Annotated in this window: 23 protein-coding genes, 1 tRNA gene and 1 riboswitch; of the genes, 4 read left to right on the top strand and 20 right to left on the bottom strand. The window is 22.4% G+C overall.

The features are described from left to right. Positions 1–74: 74 nt before the first annotated feature. From T397_RS0101190 to T397_RS0101160, 5 genes are all read right to left on the bottom strand, one after another. Positions 75–2,690 carry a M64 family metallopeptidase gene (locus T397_RS0101190; protein WP_027123873.1) on the bottom strand — a complete coding sequence of 872 codons (2,616 nt, stop codon included), beginning with the start codon at positions 2,688–2,690 and terminating at the stop codon, positions 75–77. 137 nt (positions 2,691–2,827) lie between these two features. Continuing rightward, positions 2,828–4,405: an MIP family Ig-specific serine endopeptidase gene (locus T397_RS0101180; protein ID WP_027123871.1), complete on the bottom strand. Its 1,578-nt coding sequence runs from the start codon at positions 4,403–4,405 to the stop codon at positions 2,828–2,830. A gap of 131 nt (positions 4,406–4,536) precedes the next feature. Continuing rightward, a complete protein-coding gene (locus T397_RS0101175) occupies positions 4,537–5,790 on the bottom strand; it encodes a DUF2130 domain-containing protein (protein WP_027123870.1) in 1,254 nt (417 codons plus the stop codon). A gap of 88 nt (positions 5,791–5,878) precedes the next feature. Further along, a complete protein-coding gene (locus tag T397_RS0101170) occupies positions 5,879–7,204 on the bottom strand; it encodes a glycosyltransferase family 2 protein (protein ID WP_036448587.1) in 1,326 nt (441 codons plus the stop codon). A gap of 263 nt (positions 7,205–7,467) precedes the next feature. After that, entirely contained in the window at positions 7,468–8,022 is a 555-nt protein-coding gene (locus T397_RS0101160; RefSeq protein WP_027123868.1) for an inorganic diphosphatase, read from the bottom strand. A gap of 134 nt (positions 8,023–8,156) precedes the next feature. Further along, a riboswitch (FMN riboswitch) is annotated at positions 8,157–8,270 on the top strand. Positions 8,271–8,360: 90 nt separating this feature from the next. On the opposite strand from T397_RS0101160, the gene T397_RS0101155 reads away from it, so the two are divergent. Then, positions 8,361–9,062 carry an MPN527 family putative ECF transporter permease subunit gene (locus T397_RS0101155; RefSeq protein WP_027123867.1) on the top strand — a complete coding sequence of 234 codons (702 nt, stop codon included), beginning with the start codon at positions 8,361–8,363 and terminating at the stop codon, positions 9,060–9,062. A gap of 1 nt (position 9,063) precedes the next feature. On the opposite strand, the gene T397_RS0101150 is transcribed toward T397_RS0101155, so the two are convergent. The 11 genes from T397_RS0101150 to rpsB form a co-directional block, all read right to left on the bottom strand. Next, a complete protein-coding gene (locus tag T397_RS0101150) occupies positions 9,064–9,795 on the bottom strand; it encodes a hypothetical protein (RefSeq protein ID WP_027123866.1) in 732 nt (243 codons plus the stop codon). 387 nt (positions 9,796–10,182) lie between these two features. Beyond that, positions 10,183–10,317: a glycosyltransferase family protein gene (locus T397_RS04465; protein WP_265736606.1), complete on the bottom strand. Its 135-nt coding sequence runs from the start codon at positions 10,315–10,317 to the stop codon at positions 10,183–10,185. Positions 10,318–10,434: 117 nt separating this feature from the next. Further along, a tRNA-Leu gene (locus T397_RS0101140) sits at positions 10,435–10,520 on the bottom strand. A 59-nt stretch (positions 10,521–10,579) separates the two neighbouring features. Continuing rightward, entirely contained in the window at positions 10,580–11,593 is a 1,014-nt protein-coding gene (locus T397_RS0101135) for an ATP-binding protein (RefSeq protein ID WP_027123864.1), read from the bottom strand. Then, positions 11,577–12,854, bottom strand: coding sequence for a replication initiation and membrane attachment family protein (locus tag T397_RS0101130; protein WP_027123863.1), 1,278 nt, complete (start codon positions 12,852–12,854; stop codon positions 11,577–11,579). Before T397_RS0101130 ends, T397_RS0101135 begins: the two co-directional genes overlap by 17 nt. Before the next feature lie 263 nt (positions 12,855–13,117). Further along, the gene (gene coaE, locus T397_RS04195; protein WP_052663051.1) at positions 13,118–13,702 is read right to left on the bottom strand and encodes a dephospho-CoA kinase; all 585 of its coding nucleotides are present in this window, start codon (positions 13,700–13,702) and stop codon (positions 13,118–13,120) included. Continuing rightward, the gene (gene mutM / locus T397_RS0101120) at positions 13,687–14,514 is read right to left on the bottom strand and encodes a DNA-formamidopyrimidine glycosylase (protein WP_027123862.1); all 828 of its coding nucleotides are present in this window, start codon (positions 14,512–14,514) and stop codon (positions 13,687–13,689) included. The genes coaE and mutM overlap by 16 nt, the downstream gene beginning before the upstream one ends. Positions 14,515–14,528: 14 nt before the next feature. Then, entirely contained in the window at positions 14,529–15,431 is a 903-nt protein-coding gene (locus tag T397_RS0101115; protein WP_027123861.1) for a 5'-3' exonuclease, read from the bottom strand. Further along, the gene (gene dnaE, locus T397_RS03805) at positions 15,421–18,372 is read right to left on the bottom strand and encodes a DNA polymerase III subunit alpha (RefSeq protein WP_052663050.1); all 2,952 of its coding nucleotides are present in this window, start codon (positions 18,370–18,372) and stop codon (positions 15,421–15,423) included. Before dnaE ends, T397_RS0101115 begins: the two co-directional genes overlap by 11 nt. Before the next feature lie 33 nt (positions 18,373–18,405). Further along, the gene (locus T397_RS0101105) at positions 18,406–18,654 is read right to left on the bottom strand and encodes a hypothetical protein (RefSeq protein WP_027123860.1); all 249 of its coding nucleotides are present in this window, start codon (positions 18,652–18,654) and stop codon (positions 18,406–18,408) included. Positions 18,655–18,753: 99 nt separating this feature from the next. Beyond that, positions 18,754–19,773: a 30S ribosomal protein S2 gene (gene rpsB, locus T397_RS0101100; protein WP_052663049.1), complete on the bottom strand. Its 1,020-nt coding sequence runs from the start codon at positions 19,771–19,773 to the stop codon at positions 18,754–18,756. Between the two features lie 230 nt (positions 19,774–20,003). On the opposite strand from rpsB, the gene T397_RS0101095 reads away from it, so the two are divergent. Genes T397_RS0101095 through T397_RS0101085 form a run of 3 tightly spaced genes read left to right on the top strand, consistent with a single transcriptional unit; the run spans position 20,004 to position 22,204 of the window. Further along, a complete protein-coding gene (locus T397_RS0101095) occupies positions 20,004–20,870 on the top strand; it encodes a DegV family protein (RefSeq protein ID WP_052663048.1) in 867 nt (288 codons plus the stop codon). Between the two features lie 17 nt (positions 20,871–20,887). Then, entirely contained in the window at positions 20,888–21,508 is a 621-nt protein-coding gene (gene ytpR / locus T397_RS0101090) for a YtpR family tRNA-binding protein (RefSeq protein WP_036448577.1), read from the top strand. Between the two features lie 45 nt (positions 21,509–21,553). Next, on the top strand, positions 21,554–22,204 hold the full coding sequence (locus T397_RS0101085; RefSeq protein ID WP_027123856.1) for a SprT-like domain-containing protein: 651 nt from the start codon (positions 21,554–21,556) through the stop codon (positions 22,202–22,204). Here the strand turns inward: T397_RS0101085 and T397_RS0101080 are convergent. From T397_RS0101080 to T397_RS0101065, 4 genes are all read right to left on the bottom strand, one after another. Beyond that, entirely contained in the window at positions 22,201–22,986 is a 786-nt protein-coding gene (locus tag T397_RS0101080) for a Bax inhibitor-1 family protein (RefSeq protein WP_027123855.1), read from the bottom strand. The two genes, T397_RS0101085 and T397_RS0101080, sit on opposite strands and share 4 nt — an antisense overlap. A 113-nt stretch (positions 22,987–23,099) precedes the next feature. Then, positions 23,100–25,736: a valine--tRNA ligase gene (gene valS / locus T397_RS0101075; RefSeq protein ID WP_052663047.1), complete on the bottom strand. Its 2,637-nt coding sequence runs from the start codon at positions 25,734–25,736 to the stop codon at positions 23,100–23,102. 2 nt (positions 25,737–25,738) lie between these two features. Continuing rightward, positions 25,739–26,299 (bottom strand): ribosome biogenesis GTP-binding protein YihA/YsxC, encoded by a 561-nt coding sequence (gene yihA / locus T397_RS0101070; RefSeq protein ID WP_027123853.1) that lies wholly within the window; start codon positions 26,297–26,299, stop codon positions 25,739–25,741. Continuing rightward, on the bottom strand, positions 26,299–26,520 hold the full coding sequence (locus T397_RS0101065; RefSeq protein ID WP_027123852.1) for a YneF family protein: 222 nt from the start codon (positions 26,518–26,520) through the stop codon (positions 26,299–26,301). The genes yihA and T397_RS0101065 overlap by 1 nt, the downstream gene beginning before the upstream one ends. Between the last annotated feature and the right edge of the window lie 2 nt (positions 26,521–26,522).

The raw sequence follows: 26,522 nt of genomic DNA, 5'->3' as shown, positions 1-26,522 counted from the left end.
TAAATTTGTATTTTTTTAACTTTTTAATTTGTTAAAAATTTTATAAATATTGAAATTTGATCTAAGTTAAAAAATTAATTTATTAACGTTTTATTTTTTTTCTTAATTAAATGAATTGCAATAAATACTCCAGCAAGTAAAATTATCACAACCGGAATACTAATTAACCATAAAAGATTGTTTGATGAATTGTTATTAGAATTATTATTAACAAAGTTTTGTGCTTCTAATACTAAGTTATCAAAATCAATATTAGTTTCTTTACATTGCTGAATGAAATATTCTTGTTCTTCTTTCGATCACTTAGATTTTTGTTCATTAATATCTAATATAATCTTAAAATCACTTTCTGTTTTATTCTTATTAGCATTAATTTGTTTTATATTATTAATTGCAGAAGTTATTGTTTGATTTTCGCTTGGTTTTGGTGGTGTAGGTTCAGATGGCACTTCTGGAATTATTGGTTCTTCTGGAACAATAGGTGGATTGGGTTTTTCTGGTTTTTCTTCAGGAATTGATGGTGTTGGTGGAACTTCAGGTTTAGGTTCTGGATTTGGATTACTAGGTTCAGATGGGGGAAAATCATTTAAACCTGGAATATTACCATTTTCATCAACTACTGCCATATAAAATTCACCAGAAATCGGAAGTTTTATTTGTTCATTTAACTCGTAATCAAAAAATGAATCATCTCAGCTAATACATAATTTATATAGAGTAGGTGTATTTCAATCTACTGTGCTTTTATAATCTCATTGTTTGAATTCAACATTATATGCATAAACTATATCTGAACTACCCATATTTTTATATGTTTTATAGGTTTTAATCAAATCTTGCCAATATGTAGGATGCTCTTCTCCAAGTTTATATGTTTGTTTACCCACATATTCTATTCTAGCGTAATACGATTTTACATATGTAACAATGTTATTAGAATCAGATATTGCATCATAACTTAATGAATTATTATTTAATGGTTTTCCATAATAACCTGATCCATAATTAATTCTCCATTCATAATCACTAGGAATAAAAGATTCATTTTCATAAACTTTAAATTTTTTATTTTGAATAACTGCTTGATTATTCATATCCATTAAATTTAATGTAATTTCTTTAGAATTTAATTTTTTATATTTTAAAGTTACTGTTTTTTCTTCATTAATGTTATCTAAATTTAATTCATTTAATTCGTTAATAAATTTATATCCTCGTATATATGGAGGATCAATTTTAAAGTTACTATTTTTTAAAATTTTAAGTTTTTGTTCTTTATTAATTGTTAAATTATCATTTGATAAATTTTCATTGTTTTCATCAACAAATTTTAATGAAATATTTAAATATTGTTCTTCAGAACTATAAATTACTTTGTTTTCATCAGTATCAATAATTTGTCATTGAGTGTTTGAATTGATAATAGAATTTTGAAGTGCGTCATCTAAAGATTGATTACCTATAAGAATTTTTTGAGGGTTTTTATTTGGTGTTATACTAAAAGTTTCTTCATATGTTTTATTTTTAGCGTTATCTCAAATTTTAATTTTTATATTTTTTGTTTGGTTTGTATAGTTTTTATAAACTGTTCTAAAATATGGATCACCGTTCGAATCAAAAACTACATTAGGTTTTAATCAAAATCAATCATATTTATTATCAAAAGATTCATTCAATCTATCAAACATATAATATCTACAAACAGGACAAAAACCTACACGACTAGCACCACTATTGTACATTATGCATTCTGGATAACCATAAGGATCACTAGGGATATACTTATTAGAAGATTTATGGTAATCAATTACATTTCACATTTTTAAATTATCTGTAAAATATTCTGGTTGATATCAAACATAATTAACAAATTCGGATCAATTTTCTTTAGCTTTTTCTAAAGTTGGTACTGCATTTCTTGAACCGCCAGCAGAACTTTCGTATTCATCGTTTAAATAACCAAAAGCATGAGATGCTTCATGCAAAATTACATTTGATGCATGTTTAAAATTGTCTTCACTATGTAAGCTTATATAAGAATAAGTTTTTCCTGATAAAGCAAAAGATCTAAATTTATTTCAACCTTTACTACCTACAAGAATACTTTCATGAAATAATTTTGTATCTTGTGAAAAATAATTTAAGAATAATTGTTTACGTATTGAATCAATAATATATTGAGTTTTTGTTCCATCAAATGGTTTCATGCTATTCGTAATTCTATATTCCAATTTAAAAAAAGTGTCTAAATTACCCAAACCAGAATAATTTTCATTTGAAATGGTATTAGTTGCATACACATTAATAAAATTAGCAAACTTATTCATTGGTTCAATTGAAAATATTTTTTCAAAAGCCCGATATAAAAAGTTTATATAATTCGTTCAATCTTCTTCTTTTATTCCTTCGCTATATAACAATCAAACGTAATTATCTTTACCTGTAAAATGAATAGGAGTTAAACTAACATCTAAAAAACCATTGCCAACATTAATATTTTTAGTTAAATCATCATGATTGCAATTTTCATTATGAATATGATTCAATTCATTGACATTATTAGATAAACTAACATTGTTTAAATGATCTTTATTTAATTGATTTATGGTAGTTCCAATAGAAAAAATAGATATTAATAAAATTCAAAAAATAAGAAAAACTTTTTTAAATTGTTTTGAATTAAATTTCATATTTTCACCTACTACAACTAATGAAATATTAATGAAGTATTTTAAAAAAAAAAAAAAAAAGCAAAGTTTTAGTTTTAAAAAACAGATAAACTTAAAAATTTAATATTCATTTTTTTTAATTTTGTTTGTTAAAAAAATTAGCTTCGATTCACACCATTAGGAAACAAATTAGTTCTATAGTTTGTTTTGTTTTTGCCATACAATTTAATTAAATTGTCGCGATAAGAAGTCTTTTGAAGTGGAAATTCATTCGGGTCTTTTTCATACCCAGATATTAAGTCATAACCAGGCAAATTATATTTACCTCATTTACCTTTATAATCATAACCTTTACTATAAAAAGCTTGTGATAAACCTGTAACTGCCTCATTATCTGAAGCATAATGAATACTTCATGCATAACCTTCGCTATCAGTTATTAAACTACCAGATGATCCACCGGCCATATTTCCATAATTAGTTGCATAATTTAAACCTCATGGTAAATATGGTAATTTATCTTCATATTGATAACCCAACAATCATGATGCAAGACCAAGTGAATTGTCTAATAAACCCGGATGACCATCAATGTTGTTGTAGTTTATAGATGTTGATAATGTAGATCCTTTTCCAGATTCATCATCTTTTGGACGATTTACATTCATTTCAAAATTATTACCAACTTGTGGATATCCAACTTGATATACTGTTCCATCTGGCAATGCACTAGGATCATGTAATAAATCAGTTTTTTTATATTTAAATTTATCTTCTGGTTTATTGTTTGCGTAATTATAAGTTACTTCTTTTGCTTCTTTTGAAGTTCTAAAAGTGTATTCTCAAACAGCAAAGTCAGCGTATTCTTCATATTTTTTAAAATTATCACATGTATTGAAATCTTTTGGACTTGTAGATAAAAAATCATTACCTAAAAAAATTCTTTTAGCTCTTGGATTTTCATGATTTTTATCTTCATCATCAAATATTTTTAAATATACTGTACTTGTTGTTACAACATTACTATAGTCAAAATTTAATCTTGGATCTTCATTTTTTTCAAAAAGATTATAAGAAATTGGGTTGCGAAGAAGAATTGTATTAGTTTGTTTTTTAGCATCAGTATCTACTGTAGGATCAATGTGAGGATATAAAGTATCATTTGGTAATCTTAAATCATCTAGAACGTGAGAATTAGTTCCAAAATATCAAGTTAATGGATAATTATCATCTGTATAAGTAATATTTGTTTCAGATTCTATTCCATCTGGAATTTTATAATCTAAAATTCAGCTAGTTCCATTTGGTGATGAATCACTACGCTCAAATACAGAAGAAAAAGATCTAAGAATGTTTTTTTTATCTTGTTCTGTATATAAAATACCCTTTGATGGTTGGCTACCTCTTTCAATTCCCTGTGATGGTTGATAATGAGAAGTATGTGGAGGTCCAGGAGATACTAAAAAAGAATTATAAGGATCCTTATCAGGATAATTTGGATTTGGAGTGGCCAAACCAGAATAATGTTGATAATATGGATTGCCTGGAGTAACAGGTTCTATTGGTTTTTCTGGATCTGGTGGGGTAACTGGTGGAGTACTTGGTTCTTCTGGTTTATTTGGATTTTGAGTTGAATTTTCATTTGAACAACTCAAAATGGAAAAAGTAGATACTCCAAGAATAACTATAAATGTTATTAAACTTAAAAATTTTTTAAAATTTATTTTTCTTTTCATGATAAATAGATTAAATTTAGCAAAATACAAAAAATAATTTATATGAATTGTTTAAATTAAATTTAAGTATTTTTTAAACAGCTTTAAATTATATGATAATAATTTCTATTTGTTAAATTTAAATTAGTCAGTTAATAAATATTTTTTTGAAAATTTTGATTGCTAAATCTATTTAATTGATTTTCATTTAAGCTATCAAAAGATTTTGATTGATAAATTTCATTTTGGTTTTCATTTAATGTATCAAAAGATTTTAATTCATAAATTTGATGAACAATATCTTCTATTCCAAAATTAGTTATTTTTGTCTCTGCTATCCCTAAATGTTTAAGCATAATTCTTAATGACTCAATAATATCACGAGCATTTCTTTCGATAGTTTCTGCTTTCTTTTGAATTTCTTGACCTTTTGTGTTTATATGTTTAATTTGATTGTCTAAAATTTCTTTTTTTAATAATTCAAAATTTTCTAAAATTTTTGTTTCTTCTTGAAACTTAATTCCTTGATTTTTAATTTTTTCAATTAATTTTTCTCGTCTCTTATATAAAGAATAAACCATACTTAAAAAAGGAATTAAAGCTTCGGGGCGACATGCATACATATTTTTATATTCTTGATTCTCAATTTTTTTAATAAAGAAATCATTATCTTCATCTAAATTAGTTACTAATAAAGATATATCTGCATTATGATTGTCTTGATTGATTTGTAGTGTTTTTAAAATTTTTGTATTGTTCTTTATACTCTTAATATCAAGATTTGATTTATTTTTAGCTTCAATAACTATTGAATTAATTTCTTGTTTATTATCGATACCTGAAGAAAAAATTCTTCACACAAAATCGGGTTTGGTTCTTTTTCCATCTATTTCATTTGGAATAGGGGTTGGTTGATATTCTCATTCACAATCAGAATGCATTCCAAAACTTTTTTGATATTCATTGTTTATTCATTCCTCTAGGTTAGCGCCGACTTCTTGAGGTGTATAACCCTTTTGATTTTTTAATTGCTTTATTGTTTTTTCATATTCTTCATTTATTTTTTTTATTTCAAGTTCTTTATCATTTTTTAAAAGTTCAATTGCATAATTTTTTTCACGTAATAAAAATTCTTTTTCTTTTTTGTTAACTTCTTTTAAATTTTCAATTTCCTTATTTTTATTTTCAATTTCTAATTTAGTCATTTTTAATTGAAATTGATAATCTTGAATTTGATTTTCATAATTTGTTATTTGTGTATTATTTATCTTATCTGGAGACGTTGAATTATTTTTATTCAATTTATTTCTTTTAATTAAAAAAGTAATAAATCAAATTATCGAAACTAAAACCATTAATGAAATTACTACTATCAACAATATAGTAATTATTGAATTATTATTCATTATTTTATATCTCTCTTTGATTTTGTTTGAAATTAATAACTTTAAAAATATAACAAAAATAAATAAACAATAAAGTAAAAAAATAATTTTAATTACGTTTTTGCCTAATTATTGGATTAGTTGAAATATTTTTTTTGAAAATTGCTACTATAGAAATAGGGATATATGTAAACATAAAAATTGGATACAAAAAAGCGTACAAAATTGTTTTTCTTGTTGAACAATTTATTAATTTTCTTTCTTTAATAATTACAGTTAAAGAAAATAATAAAAATGTCGCATATAATCCTGCAAAAATTAATATAGGAGTTAATATATAATATTGAATTTTTGCAAATTCAATGTTTTCATCTCAACTTTTATCAAGTGAAAGCATAATAGAAATTGCAATATAAAAAAACATATTAACAACTAGAAATAAAATTTGCGGAAAAATAGCTGCAAAATTAGCATATATGCTTTTTTTGTTAATTAATTTTTTATTAATTTTTTTTCTAAAAAAATTAAATGTGAAAAAGTTTTTAAATTCTTTGCCACCATACAATTTAAAAACTTGTAAAAACCCTTTAGATCAACGCAATCTTTGTTTGTAAGAATCTTTAAATTTTACAGGTTGTTCATCATAAAATAAGGCATTTTCCGCATAACCACATTTAATATTATTTAAAGCTAAAAATTGTGTAAATTCTATATCATGTGACAAACTATTAAAATCTCAATAATTTGTAAGTTTTAAAATTTTATTAGTAAAACAAAAACCAGTTCCATTAATTCAACTTGTCATTTTAAATTTTTCACGAAATTTATTTATGTAATTAGACTCTTTTATAAATTGAATTCCATAGCTTGCAGTAATTCAATTTTTTTCAAAATTTAAAGAATTTCGATAAGATGTTACAACATCATAACCATCTTCTAATTTAGCAACAACTTCTTTAAGTCAATTTTTATCCAAAACGTTGTCTGCATCAAAATAACAATAAGCATCATAATTTGTATTAGAATCTTTAATATATTTAAGTGCATATTGTATTGCAAAATTTGCACCCTTTTGTTTATCATTAAAACGTTCTAATACCAAAACATTATTTGGATATTTTCTTTGAAAAGTTTTAGCTATAATTGCAGTTTTATCTGTACAATTATCAGCAACCACATATAACTTAAATAGATTTAAATCATAATTTTGGTTAATTATAGATTTAATAATATGTTTAATAACTAGCTCTTCATTTTTGGCGGCAGTTATTATCGCTATCCTTTTATTTAGCAAATATTTTTTTGTATTATCCTTCTTTTTTCTAAAATGAAAAATACCTAAAATTACAAATATATAATCAAAAAAATTTATTAGTAAGAATAATATTGCAAAACCTATGGAAAAATAATAAACAATCATAATTGCATTTTCCATATTTAGAATTTCCTTGAATTTAATAAATTAAACTATCTTCAAAGAAATTGTTAGTCTGGCAATAAAGAATTGTTTATTAATCTATTCTATATTTTTATATGGAAAAAAAACATTATTTACTTATTAATTTAATTGTTTTTGCAATTTTAAAAAACAAAATGTAAAAATATGAGTTAAATATTCATAAATTTTTGTTTTATATTTTTCAATAATAATTGATTTAAGCATTTAATAAATATATTTATTTAATAAATTATTAATAATTATTTTTTATATTTTTCAGGATGTTCTTTTTGCATTTTAGTTAAAAAATCTTCTTTAGACATTGAACCATAATTATTCATTAATTCGACGCATTCTTTATATTCTTTAATTGCTCAATCTACATCTTGAAAACCAATAATATTTACTGATTTTTTTTGTAATATTTTATAAGTTTCAAAAAACACTTTAATTTCATCTAATAAATGATTATTAATATCTTTTAAAGAATTAATATGACTATATCTAGGATCGCAATCAATAACTCCAATTAATTTCGTATCTGTTTCTCCACCATCAATCATTTCCATAGCACCAATAATGCGAGTTGGAACAATAACGCCAGGCATGAAACTTTGATCACTAATAACTAAACAATCTAATTCATCTCCATCTCAATCTAGAGCCTCTTTAATAAATCCATAATTTTGTGGATAATAATCTGAACCATATAAAATTCTATCTACAATAATTTCTCCACTTTTTCTATCAAATTCATACTTTACACTTGATTTTTTTGGAATTTCTATTTTTACATTTAATTTAAAACTACTCATAAATCACCATGTATTTAAAAATAAATAATTTTTATTTATTAAATTATATTATTATTCAATTAAACTTCACAAAAGTAATTTAATTGTTAATTCAAACATAAAATTAAAAATAATGTTAATATTTATTCTAATAAATAAATCTTCAGGGTAAGGTGTAATTCCTAATCGGCGGTTATAGCCCGCGAGCGAAAGCAGATTTGGTTAAATTCCAAAGCCGACGGTAAAAGTCCGGATGGAAGAAGATTATTTTTTTATTTTTAAGAATTGTTTTTAATTTTTCATAAAAACATTTTTTTAATTCCCTGTTTATTTATTTAAAAATACAAAAATTGATAAATATGTGATTTAAAAAAAATAAAAAAAAAGAAAAACAAAATCAATTTACAAATAATTTTAAACTAGTTTTTTGTGCTTGCATGTTAGGAATTTCTACATTGTTTGCATTCATTGGAACATTTATAAAAATTCCTTTTTTTGCACAAATGTCGCTAGATATTGATATATCTATAATATTTATAATACCAATAATATTTATTTGTTCTTTAAAATGAGCTTTATTAAGTGGTTTCATTAATGCAATTTTACATTTTGCATGAAATGCTTCAAATTGAATAGGTATATTAATTTTATTAATCAGTAATTTACTTACTATTCTAATTTTTTCATTTTTTAAATATATTGTAGAAAAAAATGAAAATATAAAACCTAAAAAAACAAAATGAATTTATATATGGTTTTTATCTATAATTTTTTTAACTTTATTTTTAACAATATTGAATGGAATATTATTTACTCCATTATATTGATGATGAATTTCACCTGGATTGTTTACAAATATAAATTTTATAGAAACAAGTAAAATTTATAACGAAAATCCTAATTTACATATTTATTTATTAGGAATACCTAATTATTGAGCCGGAATTTTTGGCCTATATTCATTTTTTAATTTAATTAAATTTGTACTAATATCTTTGTTTTCAATTCCAATATTAATTTTTTTTCAAAAATATAGTATGACATCTAATTTGTTTAATTAATTTATCTGTTTAAATATCCTTTAGGTCAACAAAATAATTTTTTCTTAGATTTTTTCAAATTATCAAAAAACATTTTTTTTATATACTCATACAATAAATATTTATCGTGAGTTTGAAAAATAAAATCAATATTCTTTGCATATCAATATATTCCTTCATCTATTAATTTAAAAGATAAAGAATCACTATAAGAAATTCTAATTTTGTAAATATTATTTGTAACTACTATTGCTTTATTTGTCACATACAATTTAAAATTATTACCTAAAAGATTTTTTGATTTTTGATCTTTGATATCAACTTGAAATAAACTAATTTCATCTATTGAAAATAATGCATATTCATTTTTATTTAATGAGAAATCTACTATTATTTTTTTATAAATTCTTTTGTTTTCAAAATCTAAAGAATTAATTTTATTAATATAATCTATTTCCAAACTATTAAAAAAATTTTTTATATTCAAAAGTTTAATAATTTTATTTAAATTTAAAGTGTATCAATTATTGTAAAATTCATTTTTTTTAATTCAATTGGATAATATTTCAAATTTGTAAGCCAAAAAATCTTTTTCATGTTCAATAGAATAATATGGTTTTAAATTCTTTTCTCTACAATCTAAAACATTGTTTACATTTAAAATATCGAATAATAAATTTGTAATTTTAATTTGATTTATTGGTGAAGTGTATGGTCGGTAAAATAACTTAAAATTTAAAAAATTATTTTTCATATTTAATTTATTAATTTCAAATGTAAATAAATATATGCTGTTTGTAAGTAAAATTTACTAAATTATAGCATTATTAAATTTTGGAAATTTAAAATTTAAATTACTTAGAGATTTATTTTTTATTTCTATTGGTATAAGATTGGAAGACACATTTTTTTAAATAATTCAATAAATGAAATAAGTATTAATGTGAACGTAAAAATTAGATAAAAAAAGCATAAAAAATAATTTTATTTTTTTAGAATTTATTGTTTTTTCTTTTGAAAAATGACTAATGAAAAAAATAAAAAAGTTGAATACAATCTTCCTATTATTAATATTAAAATCAAAGTGTAGTATTGTAATTTAAATAAAACAAAATTTTATAGCTTGCAATAATTCAATTTTTTAAAAATTTAAAGAATTTAAATAAGATGTTGCAACATCATAACCATTTTCTAATTTAGCAACAATTTCTTTAAGTCAATTTTTATTCAAAACATTATCAGCATCAAAATAACAATAAGCATCATAATTAACCATTATTTTTTTGTACTTTTGTTTAAGAAAATTTATATATAAACAATTGTGTAAATGAAAAAAAATAAAAGACACAAAAAATGTAAATTTTGTATCTTTTATTTTTAGTTAATTTAAAAATGGTCCTAGGAATGAGACTTGAACTCACAAGATGTTGCCATCGGTAGATTTTGAGTCTACTGCGTCTGCCATTCCGCCATCCTAGGTTTTATCTTAGTTAATTATACTTAAACAAATTAAAAAATTTATCAATTGTGAAAATAATTTATTGATTTGATTTTCTATAATCTTTTCCTTTTAATTCAAAAATATTGTTGCCTATCAAATTGTGAATTCTACTTAAAACTCTTTCAATTGTTTTATTATCAAATTTTGCTGATCTAGATTTTAAATAATATTGTTTTAATTCAGACAAACTATAGTTACTAATAAAAATTGTAGATTTTTGTTGCTCGCTCCTCAACGTTAAAATTCTTGTTAAATGATTATTAAAAAATCATTCTTTTGGAATTTCAGCTCCAATATCATCAAAAACTAATAAATCAGCATTAATTATTTTTTTAATTTCTATATCAACACTAATGCCTTCTGAAAATTTTTCAGTTAATTTGTTAATCAAATCTGGTAAATTTAAAAAACAAATAGAAATTTTTTTATTAATTAATGTCATATTTTTAGCAATTGTGTTGCATAACAAAACGCATAAATAAGTTTTTCCTACTCCACTTGAACCATACAAATAAAAACCCTTTGTTTTTATTTCATTTGAATTTAGCAATTCATCATGAAACTTAGTCATATAATCTAAAATAGATATTCTAGATTGATCTCAATTTTTATTAATATTTTGTTCATTAATAAACAAATTAATTAAGTTGCTATCAAATGTTTTTCAAACATATCTTTTTATATATTTGTTTTTTTCTAATTGATTTTGATGCTTTTGACAAATAATTTTATAAATTATTATTTGATCGTTTTTCACAAATTTAGGTCATAAATGATAGCCATCAACATTTGTGCACGTATTTAAATTAGAAGAATCACATTTAAGATTATCTTCATAAATTTTTCACAAATTAAAAACATTTTTTTCATATTGCAAATCAGTAATATTTAAGCTAGAAAATAAGTTTGAATCTTTCATTATTTTAATAAACTTATCTGCTTCTTTTGAATAATCAAAAATATTATTTAAAAAAGATTGAATATTATCAATTTCATTTTTAAATGTTTTTGAATTATGTTTATTTTTTTTATTATTATTTATTTTGGACATAAATATTTTCTATATTGAATGCTTCGTCTAAATTTAAATCACTTGCAATATTTAATTTGTTTTCAACAATAGTTAATTCTTTTTCTTTTATATTCTTATTTTTTTCAAAATTGTTTTCATTAGTTTTAAAATTAAATTTATTTTTTGAATTCATGTATGCATTTTGCAAATGAATTAAAATTTCTTCTAATGAATTTAAATTTAAACAATTAATGGTATCTGATAGTTTTTGCAAATAACTAATAATGTATTTCCCTTTTGTTTTAAAAAACATAAAATCAGTCAATATATTTATAACTTCATCTTGCAAATGTGAAAAATTTCTTAAATTATTTATCATATCTTTTTGATTTTTAGAAAGTGATGATTTTTGAATTGAAGACAAATAATGTTCAGAATTAATATTTTTATAATCTGCAAAAATTAATTCTTTATTTCAAGATGAAATATTTTTTTTGAACAAATTCAAATTACGATTTATTTTCATATATTCAAATTTTTCAATATTAGGAGAACTATTAACTAATAATTTAAATTGGTCACTTAACTTATTAATATCAACTTTAAAAAATTTTTCATCAGGCATTTTTATTATTGAGTTATTCACACAAAATCTAATTTCATTTAATGACAAATTATGAGATTTAAAATATGTCTCAATAACTAATTTAGCATTTTCGTTTATAATTACAGGTTCTTTCAAATCAAGATTTAAAGAATTGTATAAATTTTCAAAATTAAAAGTTTTTAATGAATTAATTTTTTCATCATTAAAAATTGTATTAAATGTTGCAGAAATATTTAAAACATTTTCAGGCATTCTATTTGATATGAATGCTAAAGAAATTCTTTCATATTCAGAAATACCTATTTTATTTATTAATAGATGTCTTAATTTTTCATTTGCATTAAATTCAATTCATGTTAACGGTTTATTTATTTGAATATGAAAAATTTTTTTATTGTAATCTTCTTCTAAATAAGTATTTATTAAATTTATAGCTTCCAATTTTTCTCTAATTGTTGAAAATTCTTCTTGATTTATGTTTAAACACTTTAAAACACGATCTATAGAACTTGAAATACCTTTTAAATTATTTTGAATATCAAACTCATCAATTAGTCATTGGTATAGGTATATAGCATCATTTCCCACAATAGGTCCATACATATTTGTTAATTGCTTTTTAGAATAAGAAAAATCAAATGAGCAGTAAATAACATAGCTAATTTTCTTAATCTCAATAGCAGTAACTTGCATATATTATTTACCTCTATTTTTAATATTTTTAATCTAAAAATATGTATGTTAAGCGCTATAAGTATATACACAAAAAGTGTTTTTAAAAAAATAGATATTTTAAAAAATGCATTATGTTTAAAAAAATATAAATTTTACTTTTAATTTTCCACATTAAAATTTAAAAAAATGGTTGTTTTTATGGGTTTTTTAAAAAAAATAATGAATTTTCCACAATTAGTGGAAAAAAATATTCTTACCTAAAAAAATACTTAAAAAAATATTTATTTCTTTAATTTATTTAAGAAAATTTCTATCTTTTTAGCACACAATTCTGGAGATTTATTATTTAAAATAATTAAATCAAAAAAACTATTAGATATGTTAACTTTTAAGTATTTATAAATGTCGTTATCTATATGAGCAAATTTAATATTATTATTTTCTTTAATAAATTTTTTTGGAGCTTTAATTAAAATAAACTTATCAAACAAATTTGCATATTTTTCAAAATTGTTTAATATTGCTCCACCTTCAACTAAAACTAAAGAATTTTTATATTTTTTTTTAATATTCAAAATTATTTTTATTATAAGCGGTTCAAGAATATTATTTAATTTGTTTAATAAATGTTTATCTGAAAAAACTAATTGACCTAGTTTTTTTCTATTTACCTTATTCGAATCAACATATTTGATTCCAAAATGTTCTTTAATAAGGTTATAACCTTGATTATTAACTTTGTATTCAGTATGAATTAAATTATCTAAGAATTCCACATAATATTTTTTAGATAGTAAATTCAAAATTGTAGTTTTACCAACACCTGATTGACCAGTAACACAAATAATCATTATAAAATTTGGCATTTAGGGCAATAATATGTGCCTCTACCATTAACCTTTATTTTTACAATTTTAGTTTTACATCTAGGACAAGGATTATTTACTTTTGTATGAACTTTTAATTTTTCTTGATAAGAACCAGTATGATTTTTTTTAAATTTGTATGAAGCAATAGTTGTTCCATTATTAGCAATTGAATCTTTCAAAATAATTTTGCTATTTTTAACTAATAATTTACATTCATTCTCTGTAATTTGATTAGATGGTTTTAAAGGATGAATATTTGAAGCAAATAAAATTTCATCTGCATATATATTTCCAATTCCCGAAACTTTTGTTTGATCTAATAATATAGTTTTTATAGCTCTATTAAAATTATGTATGTTTTTAAATAAATATTTTGAGTCAAAATTTTTATCCAATGGATCTAGTGCTATTTTTTTAAGTTCTTTGGAATTTAAATAATTAGTTTCATTATATATATTTAATGTTCCAAATCTTCTTGTATCATGATATCTTAATTCATATTTTGAAAAAATAAATTTTATTAGTACATGTTTTTTATCATATTCATCTTTAGCAGATTCGAAATAATATTTTCCCTCCATTCTCAAATGAGAAACTAAAATTTTTTTATTAGTTAAGTGAAATATAATATATTTCCCCAAACGAGTAATTTTTTTAATTTTTTCGTTTATTAAAAAATTACAAAACTCTTTAGGTGAAGAATTTTTTAAAATTTTTGGATTTATAATGTTTATATCTAATATCTTTTTATTTAATACAGTTTTAGATAATTCATTAATAACAATTTGAACTTCTGGTAGTTCTGGCATATTTTAAAACCTTATTATTCAACATCAAATATATATTTTTCCATATTATTAATTTTATATTTATTTAAAAAATCAAATAAATTTTCAGTTTCAATGGGTTTTCTTAAAAAATCATTTATATTTTTGTTTAAAAATAAATCAGTTTTAATAGTAGCTAGTTCTTTACAAAGTTTAGATATATTTTCTGATTCAATAAATAATTGTTTTTGTTTATTAGATAAATCATTTAAATTATTAAAAATATTATCTAATGTTTTATATTTTTTTATTAATTTGATACCAGTTTTTTTTCCTATACCTTTAATCCCGGGAAGATTATCTGAACTATCTCCAACGATACCCTTATAATCAACAATTTGTTCTGGAGAAAGACCATCTAATAAATTTTCAAAATTATCTATGTTGTATATTTGCATTTCCGAAACACCTTTTTCTGGTTTGTGAATTTCAGTGTTTTTATTTACTAATTGAAGCATATCTTTATCAGAACTAAATATTTTGCAATGAATATTGTTTGCATTAGTTAAATTTGCAAAACTACCAATAATATCATCAGCTTCTATACCATTTTGCAAACAAACATTATATCCACATAATTTCATAATATCATGCAAAAGAGTAATTTGTTCAATCAATTCTAATGGTGTTTTTGAACGATTTGATTTATATTCTTTATACAATTCATTTCTAAATGTAGATTTGCCAGCATCAAAAGCTATTAATGTATATTTTGGATTATATTGCTTCAATATCTTTAATGACATAATTAGCATTGTTTTAATAGCATTGTTAGGTTTAATATTATATTTTTTAAAATAATCTAATTGATTTATAGTGGCATAATAGGCACGATATGTAAGTGAATTACCATCTATAACAATTGCAATTTCTTCATTTTTTGTCATCTTATTCAACATCTACTAATTTCTCTTTTTTCTCATCATAAATTTTAAATATTTTTGTTAAATAAATACCTTTTAAATCTTTTTTAAATCCAATAAGCAAAATTTGATTTTTCAATAAATATTGTTTGTATTTTTCATAAGAAAAATTTCAAGAAATTAACTCAACATTATTTAAAGAATTATCTTCAATATTTATAAAAGCCATTGTTTTATTATTTTTTGTTTGCCATACTTTAATAAAATTAATTTTTATTAATGAACTATAATATCCATTTTCTTTATTTTGAATATCAATTAAAGGAATAATGTCTTGTATATTATTTTTTTCTTTAATTAATTCAATTGAATTTTTTTCAAAATTTATACCTAGCAAATTTTGTTGAATTTCTTGATATTCATGAGTTTCTTGATCATCCATTTCAAATTCTTCTATTTTATATTCTGAATTATCAACATTATTACCAAACAAACTTAGTTTTAATAAAGTAGATAAATTGTTAATCATTGTTTTTCTATTAATACTAAATGAATCCAAACAACCTGCATAAATTAAATTTTCTAACATTTTTTGTGAAATTTTATTTTCATGCAATAATCTAATTGTTTCAATATACGATGAAAACAATTTCTTTTTTAAATTATTTCTAGTTAAAAGAATTTTTTTAATAGATTCATTACCAATACCTTTTATTGAGTTAAATCCAAAAATAATTTTATTGTTTAAAATGCTAAATGATTGTTGTGACAAATTAATATCAGGCATTAAAAAATCAATATTCTTATTTTTTGATTCATTCACATATAGATTAACTTTATTTTCATCACCCACATTAACTTCTAAAATTGTTACATAAAATTCCAAAGGATAATGTGCTTTAAAATAAGCCAACCAATATCCTAATAAAGAATAAGCAATAGCATGAGAATGATTAAAGCCATAATTAGCAAAATGTAAAATGTACTGATAAATTTTATTAGCATCATCAACACTATATTTATTTTTAACTGCAGCATTTATAAAATTACTTTGAATTGCAACTAATTTATCTTCCTCTTTTTTTGAGATTGCTCTTCTAAAAATATCCGCCTCAGCCAAGGAAAAATTAGCTACTGCTTGTGCAATTTGAATTACTTGCTCTTGATAAACAATTATTCCTTCTGTATTTTCTAAAAATGGTTTTAAATCATTAGATATGTAGGTTATTTTTTCTTTTTTATTTCTTCGATTAATAAATAAAGGAATATTATCTTGTGGTCCGGGTCGATATAATGATGAAACTAATGATAAATCTTCAATTGATTTTGGTTGCATCATTTTTAATACTCTTTTCATTCCCGCTGATTCGAATTGAAAAATTCCATTAGTTTGATTTAAACAAAATAAATCAAATGTTTTTTTATCATCAATTGGAATATTATTTAAAATTATTTCTTTTCTATTAGTTTTTTTTATTAATTTAATAATGTTATCTAAAATAGTTAAATTTTTTAAACCTAATAGATCCATTTTTAATAAACCAAAGCGCTCTAAATATTCCATAGAAAATTGTGAAGTTAATCTATCATTTAGACCCAATTGAATAGGAATAATATTAGTAATTTCCTCATTACTTAAAATAATTCCAGCTGCATGTGTACCTATTTGGCGAGGTAAATTAATTAATTTTTTTGCAATTGTGAATAATTCTAAATATTCTTTAGTTTTTTGTTTTAATTTAGGTGTTTTATCTATTGCTAATTGCAAATCATCATCATATTTTGAATTAATTAATTTTGAAATAACATCAATTTCTTTTAAATCAATATTTAAAACTCTACCAACATCTCTAATAGCCATTTTAGATTTAATTCGTTGGAAAGTTAAAATTTGTGAAGTGTGTGATTGACCATATTTATTAAATAAATAATCAATAACTTCTTCACGTCTAGTATCCATTATATCTACATCTATATCAGGAAGTGATTTACGTTCGGGATTTAAAAATCGCTCAAAAATTAAATTAAATTTTAAAGGATCCACTTCTGTTATATATAGTGAATATGCAACTAGAGATCCAACAACTGATCCACGTCCTGGACCGACAATAATATTTTCTTTTCTAGATCAATTTATAAAATCATGAACTATTAAAAAATAATCATTAAAATTCATTGAATTTATAATATCTAATTCATGTTTTAAACGATCAATATATTCTTTAGGAATAACATTTATGTTATGAAATCTTTTTTTAAGCCCTTCTTTACATAGTGTTTGTAAATAAACTCTAGAAGAAACTTTCTTTGGTGTGGGGAATTTTAATAAATTTGTGTATATTTTATTAATATCCAAATTTATATTGTTTAATAATTTATCAATATTATTTAATTGATTTTTAGAATATTTTTTATTTGCTTCTTTTTCTAATAAAAATGGGAGACCTTGAGAATCATCATAAATTTCATCTTTTGACTGAAAAACACGTTCATGTTTTATTGCATTCAAAATATTTATTAAATATTTATCTTCATTAGTTAAACAATTAACTTCTTGAAAAGCAATTCCATTATTGTCATTAGAATTAGCGATATAGTATTCAACTGATTTTTTAGGTTCAAAATTTCCACTTTTAACAACAACTGCAACATCATCTAAATATTTATTTAAATCAAAATCAAGTTTTGTCATTATATTACTTGAAATTTTTAATAAATTTTTATAACCAACATTTGTTTTAGCATAAAGAACTAAATTACTATCGCTTTTTTCATGAAAAATTTCAATACCTATTACAGGTATTAAATTATTTTTTGTTGCTAAATCAAAAAATTCAACTGTTCCATATAAAACATTGTAATCGGTTAAAACTACATATTTTTGTTTGTTTTGAATTGCAAACTGGACTATATCATTTATTGATAATGTTGATAATAATAAAGAATAACTTGATCTAACATTTAGATTAATAAACATATATAGTTCATTTTATTTAATTTATGAAAAAATTTATTTTGATTTTTTTGAAATCTTTTTTTCTAAAACTTTAATCTCTTTTTTAATGTTATTAATTACATCTTTATCAGTAGCTGTTTGTAATTGAATCTTTAAATCATCTAATAAAATTTGATCAGGGTTTAATTTAGAAGAATTTCCAACAATAACTTTTGTTTCTTCCAATTTAACTCTTTCAAATTGTTCGATATCTTTAGATGATGATTTAATTTTTAATGTTTTTCTATTATCTTTGTTTTGCATATTATAGATTCAACCTATTTGTTGTATAGATTATTATTTTATATAAAATAAACTTTATCAACCTAATATAATAAGTATAAATTAACTTTAAATTAATTTCTAATTATTATTTGTGCTTGCATCTTTTTGGTTGGATTGACTAGTATTTAATTCACGTCGTTTGTTTTGAATTTCTTTGTAATTATATTGACGATTAACAATATTTCGATTTTCAAATCTATCTCGACGTTGTGGTTGGGCAATTACAATTTCTTCATCAGTTTTAAAAGCAAATAACGGTTTTTGATTTTGACCAATAGCAACTGCATCAGCTAGTAAATTCATGAACAATGTTATTGATCTAATTGATGTATTATTAGCTGGAACTATATAGTCAATTAAATCAGGATTTGCATTTGTGTTTGAAATTGCAACTATTGGTATATTCAATTTTCTTGCTTCAAAAATTGCATTTTTTTCATGAACTGGATCATCAACAACAATAACACTAGGTAAACCACGCATGTTTTTGATACCGCCAAAAAACTTTTCTAGTTTGTTCAATTTTTTCATAATTAGAATTTGTTCTTTTTTAGTATATTCACCTAATCCAGTTTGAGATCTTTCAGTTAATTTATTCAATTGTTTAATTGAATTATTAATTGTTTTGAAATTAGTTAAAGTTCCACCCAATCATCTTTGATAAATGTAATTAATATTTGGAACACGTTTTGCAATATCTCGAACTAATTCTTGAACTTGTTTAGTTTTTGTTCCGACAAACAATATTGTTCCATTATTTTTGGAAACTTCAACTAAATAATCAAAAGCTTCTTTTAATCTTTCGTGAACTAGTGGTAAATTTAACACATCATAAGGTGAATTAAAATTAACACCTCTTTTTGTATAGATATATGGTTTCATCTTAGGATTTCATCTTCGTTTTGAAAATCCTATGTGACCCCCTACTTCCATAATTTTGCTTGTCGTTACAATTGGTTTTTCAAGCAATTCATTAATTTGTGAATCTGTAGTTTCTGAATTTATTGAAGACTCTTCTAACATTTCAATATTTGAATCATCAATTTTTGCAGCATCAAAATCATTAGCTGATTCAGAATTATCAATATTTTTAAACATTAATTAAAACAAAAAACCTTTCATTTAAATATGATTATTTTAAATTTTACTTAATAATATATTTATTTGTTTTTAAAACACGATAAATAAAATTAAATTCAAAATTCATCACAATTTACTAGAAAATACTAACATAAAATAAGTTTTTTTGTTAAGAATTTTTATTTTATATAAATTATAATAATCTTTACAAAACCAAATTATAAATTTTTAGGAAACCATGCATAATTATGAAAATTGCTTATTTAATAGATTCATCAGCATCCATAAATGAAGATCCTAGTAAAAACATTTATATGGTTCCGCTAGAAATAATTGAAAATTTAGATAAAACTGAAATAACTTACAAAGCAGGAATTGACATAGATATTAAAACACTAAGTGAAAAAATTTCAAAAGGCGCTACTTTTAAAACTGGTCAATCTCCTATTGGGGTTGTGGAAGAAAAAATTAAAGAATTATTAGAAAAATATGATCATATTATTGGGATTCCAATTGATCGCCAATTATCAGGTACCTATAACTCATGACAAATGTTAGAAAATCAATTTGGTTCTAATAAATTTCATGTTATTGATGGTTTGATTGTGGAACAAGGTATTAAATTTTTAATTGATGAAATTGAAGATTATTTAAAAAATAATGAATATGATATTAAAAAAATAGACGAATTAATTGAAAAAGAAAAAGCAAAAATAATTGGAGTTATTGTTGTAAATGATGTTTCTCAATTAGTTGCGGGCGGCCGCTTAAAAGGTTGAAAAGCATTTTTAATTAAAACACTAAAAATAAAAATTTTAATTAAACTTTTTGCTAAAGATGGTTTGTTAGAGTATTTTGATAAATGTCGTGATGACCAAGAAGCAAAACAAATTGCATTAGACTATATAGATTCACAAAATAATTGAAAAACTAAAGGAATTAAAAGAATTGGAATTTCAACAAGTATAGTTGATTCAAAAGAAAATGAAAAAATTGTTGAAGAATATAAAAAATTATTACCAAAAAATATTGAAATTAAATGACAGCATATAAGTTCTATAATAGCAGTTCACACTGGAATGAATGGATACGCAATTTTGATTCAATCCAATTAATAAAACATACTTAAAATATGAACAACAAATATTTAAATATTTTTTATAACAAAAACACATTACAAGACACTTTAATTGCAAAAATTGTTACTAATAAAAATCCAGATAAAATCATTAATAAAAATAATGTAACAATATTTTATGATGAAAATGATCAATTAATTGGATTCAACATTCACAATGCTAGTGAAAGAAATCTATTACTTGTAAATGGATTAAATGAACCTAATGAAAAATTAATTAGAAAATTAGAAGAACTAACTAATTTATCTTTATCAAAATTTATAAATCAAATTCCATTTGTTATTGGAAAAATAATTAGTGCAGAACCAATACCTAATAGTAATTTAAAAATTTGTACAGTTGATATTGGAACTAATCAATTACAAAAAATTGTTTGTGGTGCTACAAATGTGGTTCCAAATATGAATGTTGTGGTTGTTTTACCGGGCGGAATAATTGCAACAGGTAAAGAAATTAATTCGTCTAAAGTTTTAAATCATGAATCACATGGAATGATTTGTAGTTCAAAAGAATTAGATTTGCCAAATGAAGATTTACCTAAAACAATAATAAAAATGCCTGATGATGCTATCCCAGGAACTTTTTTTACTAAAGTTTATAGTATAAGTAAATAGATTTGAGTCACTTATTAGAGTAAAGAAAGGAAATGTGAATATTTTATGAGTCAATTTAACGCACTTTATGATTTTTATATTGCAATGAATAAATGTTTAGAATATTTAAATAAACATGTTTTTGATGAGCAATTTAAAGAAGTTGTTTTTATGATTCAAGGTGAAAGAGCTATTGGCTTAAATACTTATGGTGTTTATTGACCTGATAAATGAAAAATAAACGATAAAACATATTCAGAAATATCTTTAACTGCTGAAATGTTAACTAATAATGATTTGAATGAATTACTTAACACTTTAATACATGAAATGATTCATTTTAAAGCAAATCTTTTAGGTATAAGAGATACAGATAAATCAGGCAAACACCATAATAAAGAATTCAAAAAATTAGGTGAAGAAATTGGATGTGTTTTTGGAGAAAAAAATAAAAAAATTGGTTATTCAAACTTTAAATTCAATTCAGAATTACAACAAATCGTTAATAATTGTATAAAGGAATTAGAACTAGAAAAATTTATTGGAGAATTTAAAAGAATTAGAGCTCCAAAACAAAAAACAATTAAAAAATTTTTTAAATATGTATGTCCCGCATGCAATGCAACTATTAGAGCCACATTAGGTGCTGAAATTATTTGTGGAACTGATGGTGTAGTATATGAATTTAGAGATAAAATGCCAATAGATGAAGATTAACTTTTAAAAATAAATAATAATCTAACAAGATATCAAACCAAACCAACTAAACTAACAAGCATTCAAAATCCATATGAAGCTGCCATTGTATTAATCAATGTTTTGTTTCCTACAAAATCAACAAAATCACTAGAAGCTTTTATTTGTGAAACTATGAAAGCTATATAACCTAAGTTAATTAATCCACCTACAACTGATGAAACAATAATGATCCAATTATATTGATTAGGTGTTGCAAAGAAAATAGTTATTGAAAAAACTATACTTGCAAATAATCATGCAATAACTGCACCAAATAAAAATCTTCCGAACTTTATTGAGGATTTTTTAGACATAGATGCACCAACTATTGCCATTCCAACAAACATAAGACCAGCTACACCAAATATAGCAGCTACATCTATTACTTGAATACCAGTGTTTATACCTACTTGATTTGAAAAATCTATTGCATAAAATAAACCACCAAATCCTAATGATTGAGCAATTATGTAAAATAAATATACAAACACAGTAAAACCCATGCCACCAGTCATTTTCGGTCTCAAAAACATTCCCATAATAGTAGAAATGAATATTAATATAGGACTAATTATCAAAAAATTGTCAGCAATTGAAGGGTTTTGTCTAGGCAACAAATAATAAATTAAAAATGAAATAACAAATATTGCAACAAAAGAAAAACCTGTATATAGAAAAGAACGAGTTAATAATTTTGACTGTTCTTGTCTAAAAACTCATTTTCCTTGCGCAAATGAATAGTTGGTATCATTGTAATTCATATTACATCCTTATACTTAGATAGTAGATATTACAATTTATTGCAATAAATACTATAAAAATATGTTTATTAAGTATACCACAATATAAAAAATAGTGTTTGATAACACTTTATTTATTTTTTTAGTTCAGAAATAGCTTTTTTTAATTCTAATTCGTAATTTATTAATTTTTCTTTTTCTTGATTAATTTTAGCAACTGGTGCATTTTTTAAAAATTGCTTGTTACTTAATATTTTTTTACTTCTTTCTACTTCAAATTCTAAATTTTTAATCTTTTTTTCTAAAATCTCTTGTAAAGCAATGCTAAATTCTTGATTTTCAACAAAAATAACAAAATTTTTCAAAATTAATGTTTTACCTTTTAATTCATTTGTTTTTTTGTTGTACACTCCCAAAACTTCACAATTAACTAATTTTAAATAATTGATTGATTTATTTATAAAAGGAACTAATGATTGATTATTAACTAATATTTTTATCTTGATTGGTTGGTTTTTGGGTAATTTGATTTCATTTCTAAAATTACGAATCACACTAATTATTTCAATTATTAAATGAAATTTAGAAGATAAATTTTGTTTAATAAGATTTGGTCATTTGTTTTTTAATAAATACTTATTAGCATCATTCATTAATGCTTGATATATTCTTTCAGTAATAAATGGAGCAAAAGGATGCAATAAATGACAAATATTAAATAAAATATATTTAAATGTATTTAAAGTTGATAATTTTTCTTCACTATCTAGTGTAACTTTAGAAAATTCAAGATAAATATTACAAAATTCATTTCAAATGAAATTGTAAAGATACTTGTTTGCTAACGAAAATTCAAATTTAGATAACAAATCAGTAACTTTTTTTAAAGTTTTGTTGTATTGAATTAAAATTCATTTATCTGCATCATTAAGTTTTTTAAAATCAATTTTTAAATAATTTTTAGATGTTTGATTCTCATTTGTCAATTTAAATATATATTTAGATGCATTTCATAATTTATTTAAAAAATTTGATGCATCTTGAATTTTTTCTTCTTGATAATTTGTATCTTCGCCTAATGAAGTATTAGATGTTAAATAAATTCTTAAAGCATCAATTCCATACAAATCAATTAAATCAATTGGATCAATAACATTTCCTAATGATTTAGACATTTTTTTTCCATTTTTATCTCTAATTAAACCATGAATCAATAATTTATTAAATGGTAATTTATTAGTATGAAATATACCTTGAAACATCATTTTGATTCCTCAAAAAAACAAAATGTCAAAACCCATAATCATTAAATTGTTTGGATAACCATTTTTAAATAACTTGGAATTTTTATTGGGTCATCCATAACAAATTAAAGGTCACAAAGATGATGAAAATCATGTATCTAATACATCCGGATCTTGAACATAATCTTTAATATTTTTTGGTGGTTTGATATCGACATAAATTTTTTTAGTTTTTTTGTGATATCAAACTGGTATTTGATGACCTCAAATTAACTGTCTAGATATACATCAATCTTCACAAGAATTTAATCATTTGTTTAAAAGATTTACAAAAGTTTTTGGAATCATTTCAAATTCTTTAGAAGTTTTAATAGCTTTTTTTAATTTAGGTCCAAAAGCAGATAACTTAATAAATCACTGTTTTGATAGCAATGGTTCTATTATTGAATCTGAACGTTCAGAATAACCTACATTACTTACGATTTTTTCAACTTTCACAAGTTTATTTTGATCGTTTAAATAATTAGAAATTTCTTTTCTACTAGCAATACGGTCCATTCCTTTAAAATGCATTGCATAATTATTTAATTTTCCATCAAAATCAATACACGATAATTTAGACAATTTATATTTTTTACCTAATTTGTAATCGTTAATATCATGCGCAGGCGTACATTTCATTACTCCTGTACCAAAATTTATATCAACATATGAATCACTTAAAATTGGAATTTCTTTATTTGTTAGAGGATTAATTGCAAATTTACCAATAAATTTTGAATACCTTTTGTCTTTTGGATTAACAAATAAAGCAGCATCAACAAAAATTGTTTCTGGTCTTGTTGTTGCAATAACTAATTTATCTTTACTATTAGCAATTTGATAATTAATATAATACATATTTTGTTCAATAGGTTTATTTTGAACTTCAATATTGGAAATGGCTGTATTTAAAGTAACATCTCAATTAACTAATTTTGTTTCTTGATAAATATATTTTTTATCATACAAATTTTTAAAAGCTTTTTTAACTGCTATTTGTGAATTTTCATCTAATGTAAAATGAAAATTATCTCAATCAGCACTAACACCAATTAATTTCATTTGTTGAACTATTTTAGAGCTATTTTGAATTGATCAATCTTCAATTTTTTTAATTCGTTCTTTTCTAGTTAATTTTAAATATTCATGATATTCTGTTTGGTTTAATGTTTTTTCAAATTTAGCTTGTGTTGAAATACCTGCATGATCATATCCTGGTGCTCAACTAACATTAAAACCTTGCATTTTTTTAAATCGTAAATATGCGTCAGCTAAACTTAATTCTCACGCGTGCCCAATATGCAAAACACCTGTTAAATTTGGCGGAGCCATAACGCAACTATAAAGTTGTTTGCTATTGTTTGGTTTAAACAAATTATTAGAAATTCAATCCGAATATAAATTATTTGAAATTAAAGATGGATTATAACTTTGATTAAAATCAATAAGTTTTGGTTTAGAAACAATTATTTTTTTGTTAGACATAATTAAATATTTTTAATAATTTTAATAAGTTCAGAAATGTTTTTTTGCTTTAAAGCGCTAATTGTAATTAAATTATCAGAATCAATTTTTAAATAATCAGCAATTTTTATTTTTAAATTGTGTGATTGACTTTGATTAAGTTTATCTATTTTGTTGACAACAACATAATATTTTAAATTTGTGTTATTTCTAATAAATTTACTTACTCATTGATCATATTCAGTAATTACACTTGCATCAATTATTTGAAAAATTGTTGTTAAATTTTTTCTATTTTGAATATAGTCACTTATTAAATCAGTTAATTCAATTTTCTTATTTCGATCTAATTTTGCATAACCATAGCCTGGTAAATCTACTAATCTTTTATCATTAATATTATAAAAATTTAATGTTTGTGTCATTCCTGGTCTTTTAGAAGTTTTAGCAATTTTAGATTTAGCAATTGTATTTATTAATGTTGACTTACCAACATTACTTCTTCCAATAAAACAACCCTCACTAGTATTATCTTGCGGGCATTGACTTAACTGAATAGCACTTTTTATAAAATAATTTTTCACTATTTAATATCTTGTTTAAATGAACGCATTATTTCACGAATTTGTGCTTCAGTTGGTTTTCTTCCCATTTTGGCATACATATTACGAATTTGACTTTCTGTAATGGGCGGATTTTTCTTTAATTGTTTTTTAAATATTTTCATGGCTATAAAATAACCAAGAATAGCTCCGGCAATTAAACTCAATGGGATTCCCAAACCTAGTGCTAATCCTAATTCCATAA

It is taken from the genome of Mycoplasmoides pirum ATCC 25960, from assembly GCF_000685905.1.
Taxonomy (GTDB): domain Bacteria; phylum Bacillota_I; class Bacilli_A; order Mycoplasmatales; family Mycoplasmoidaceae; genus Mycoplasmoides; species Mycoplasmoides pirum.
Note: the sequence above shows the minus strand (reverse complement) of the source record. Positions and strands in the feature narration are given on the sequence as shown.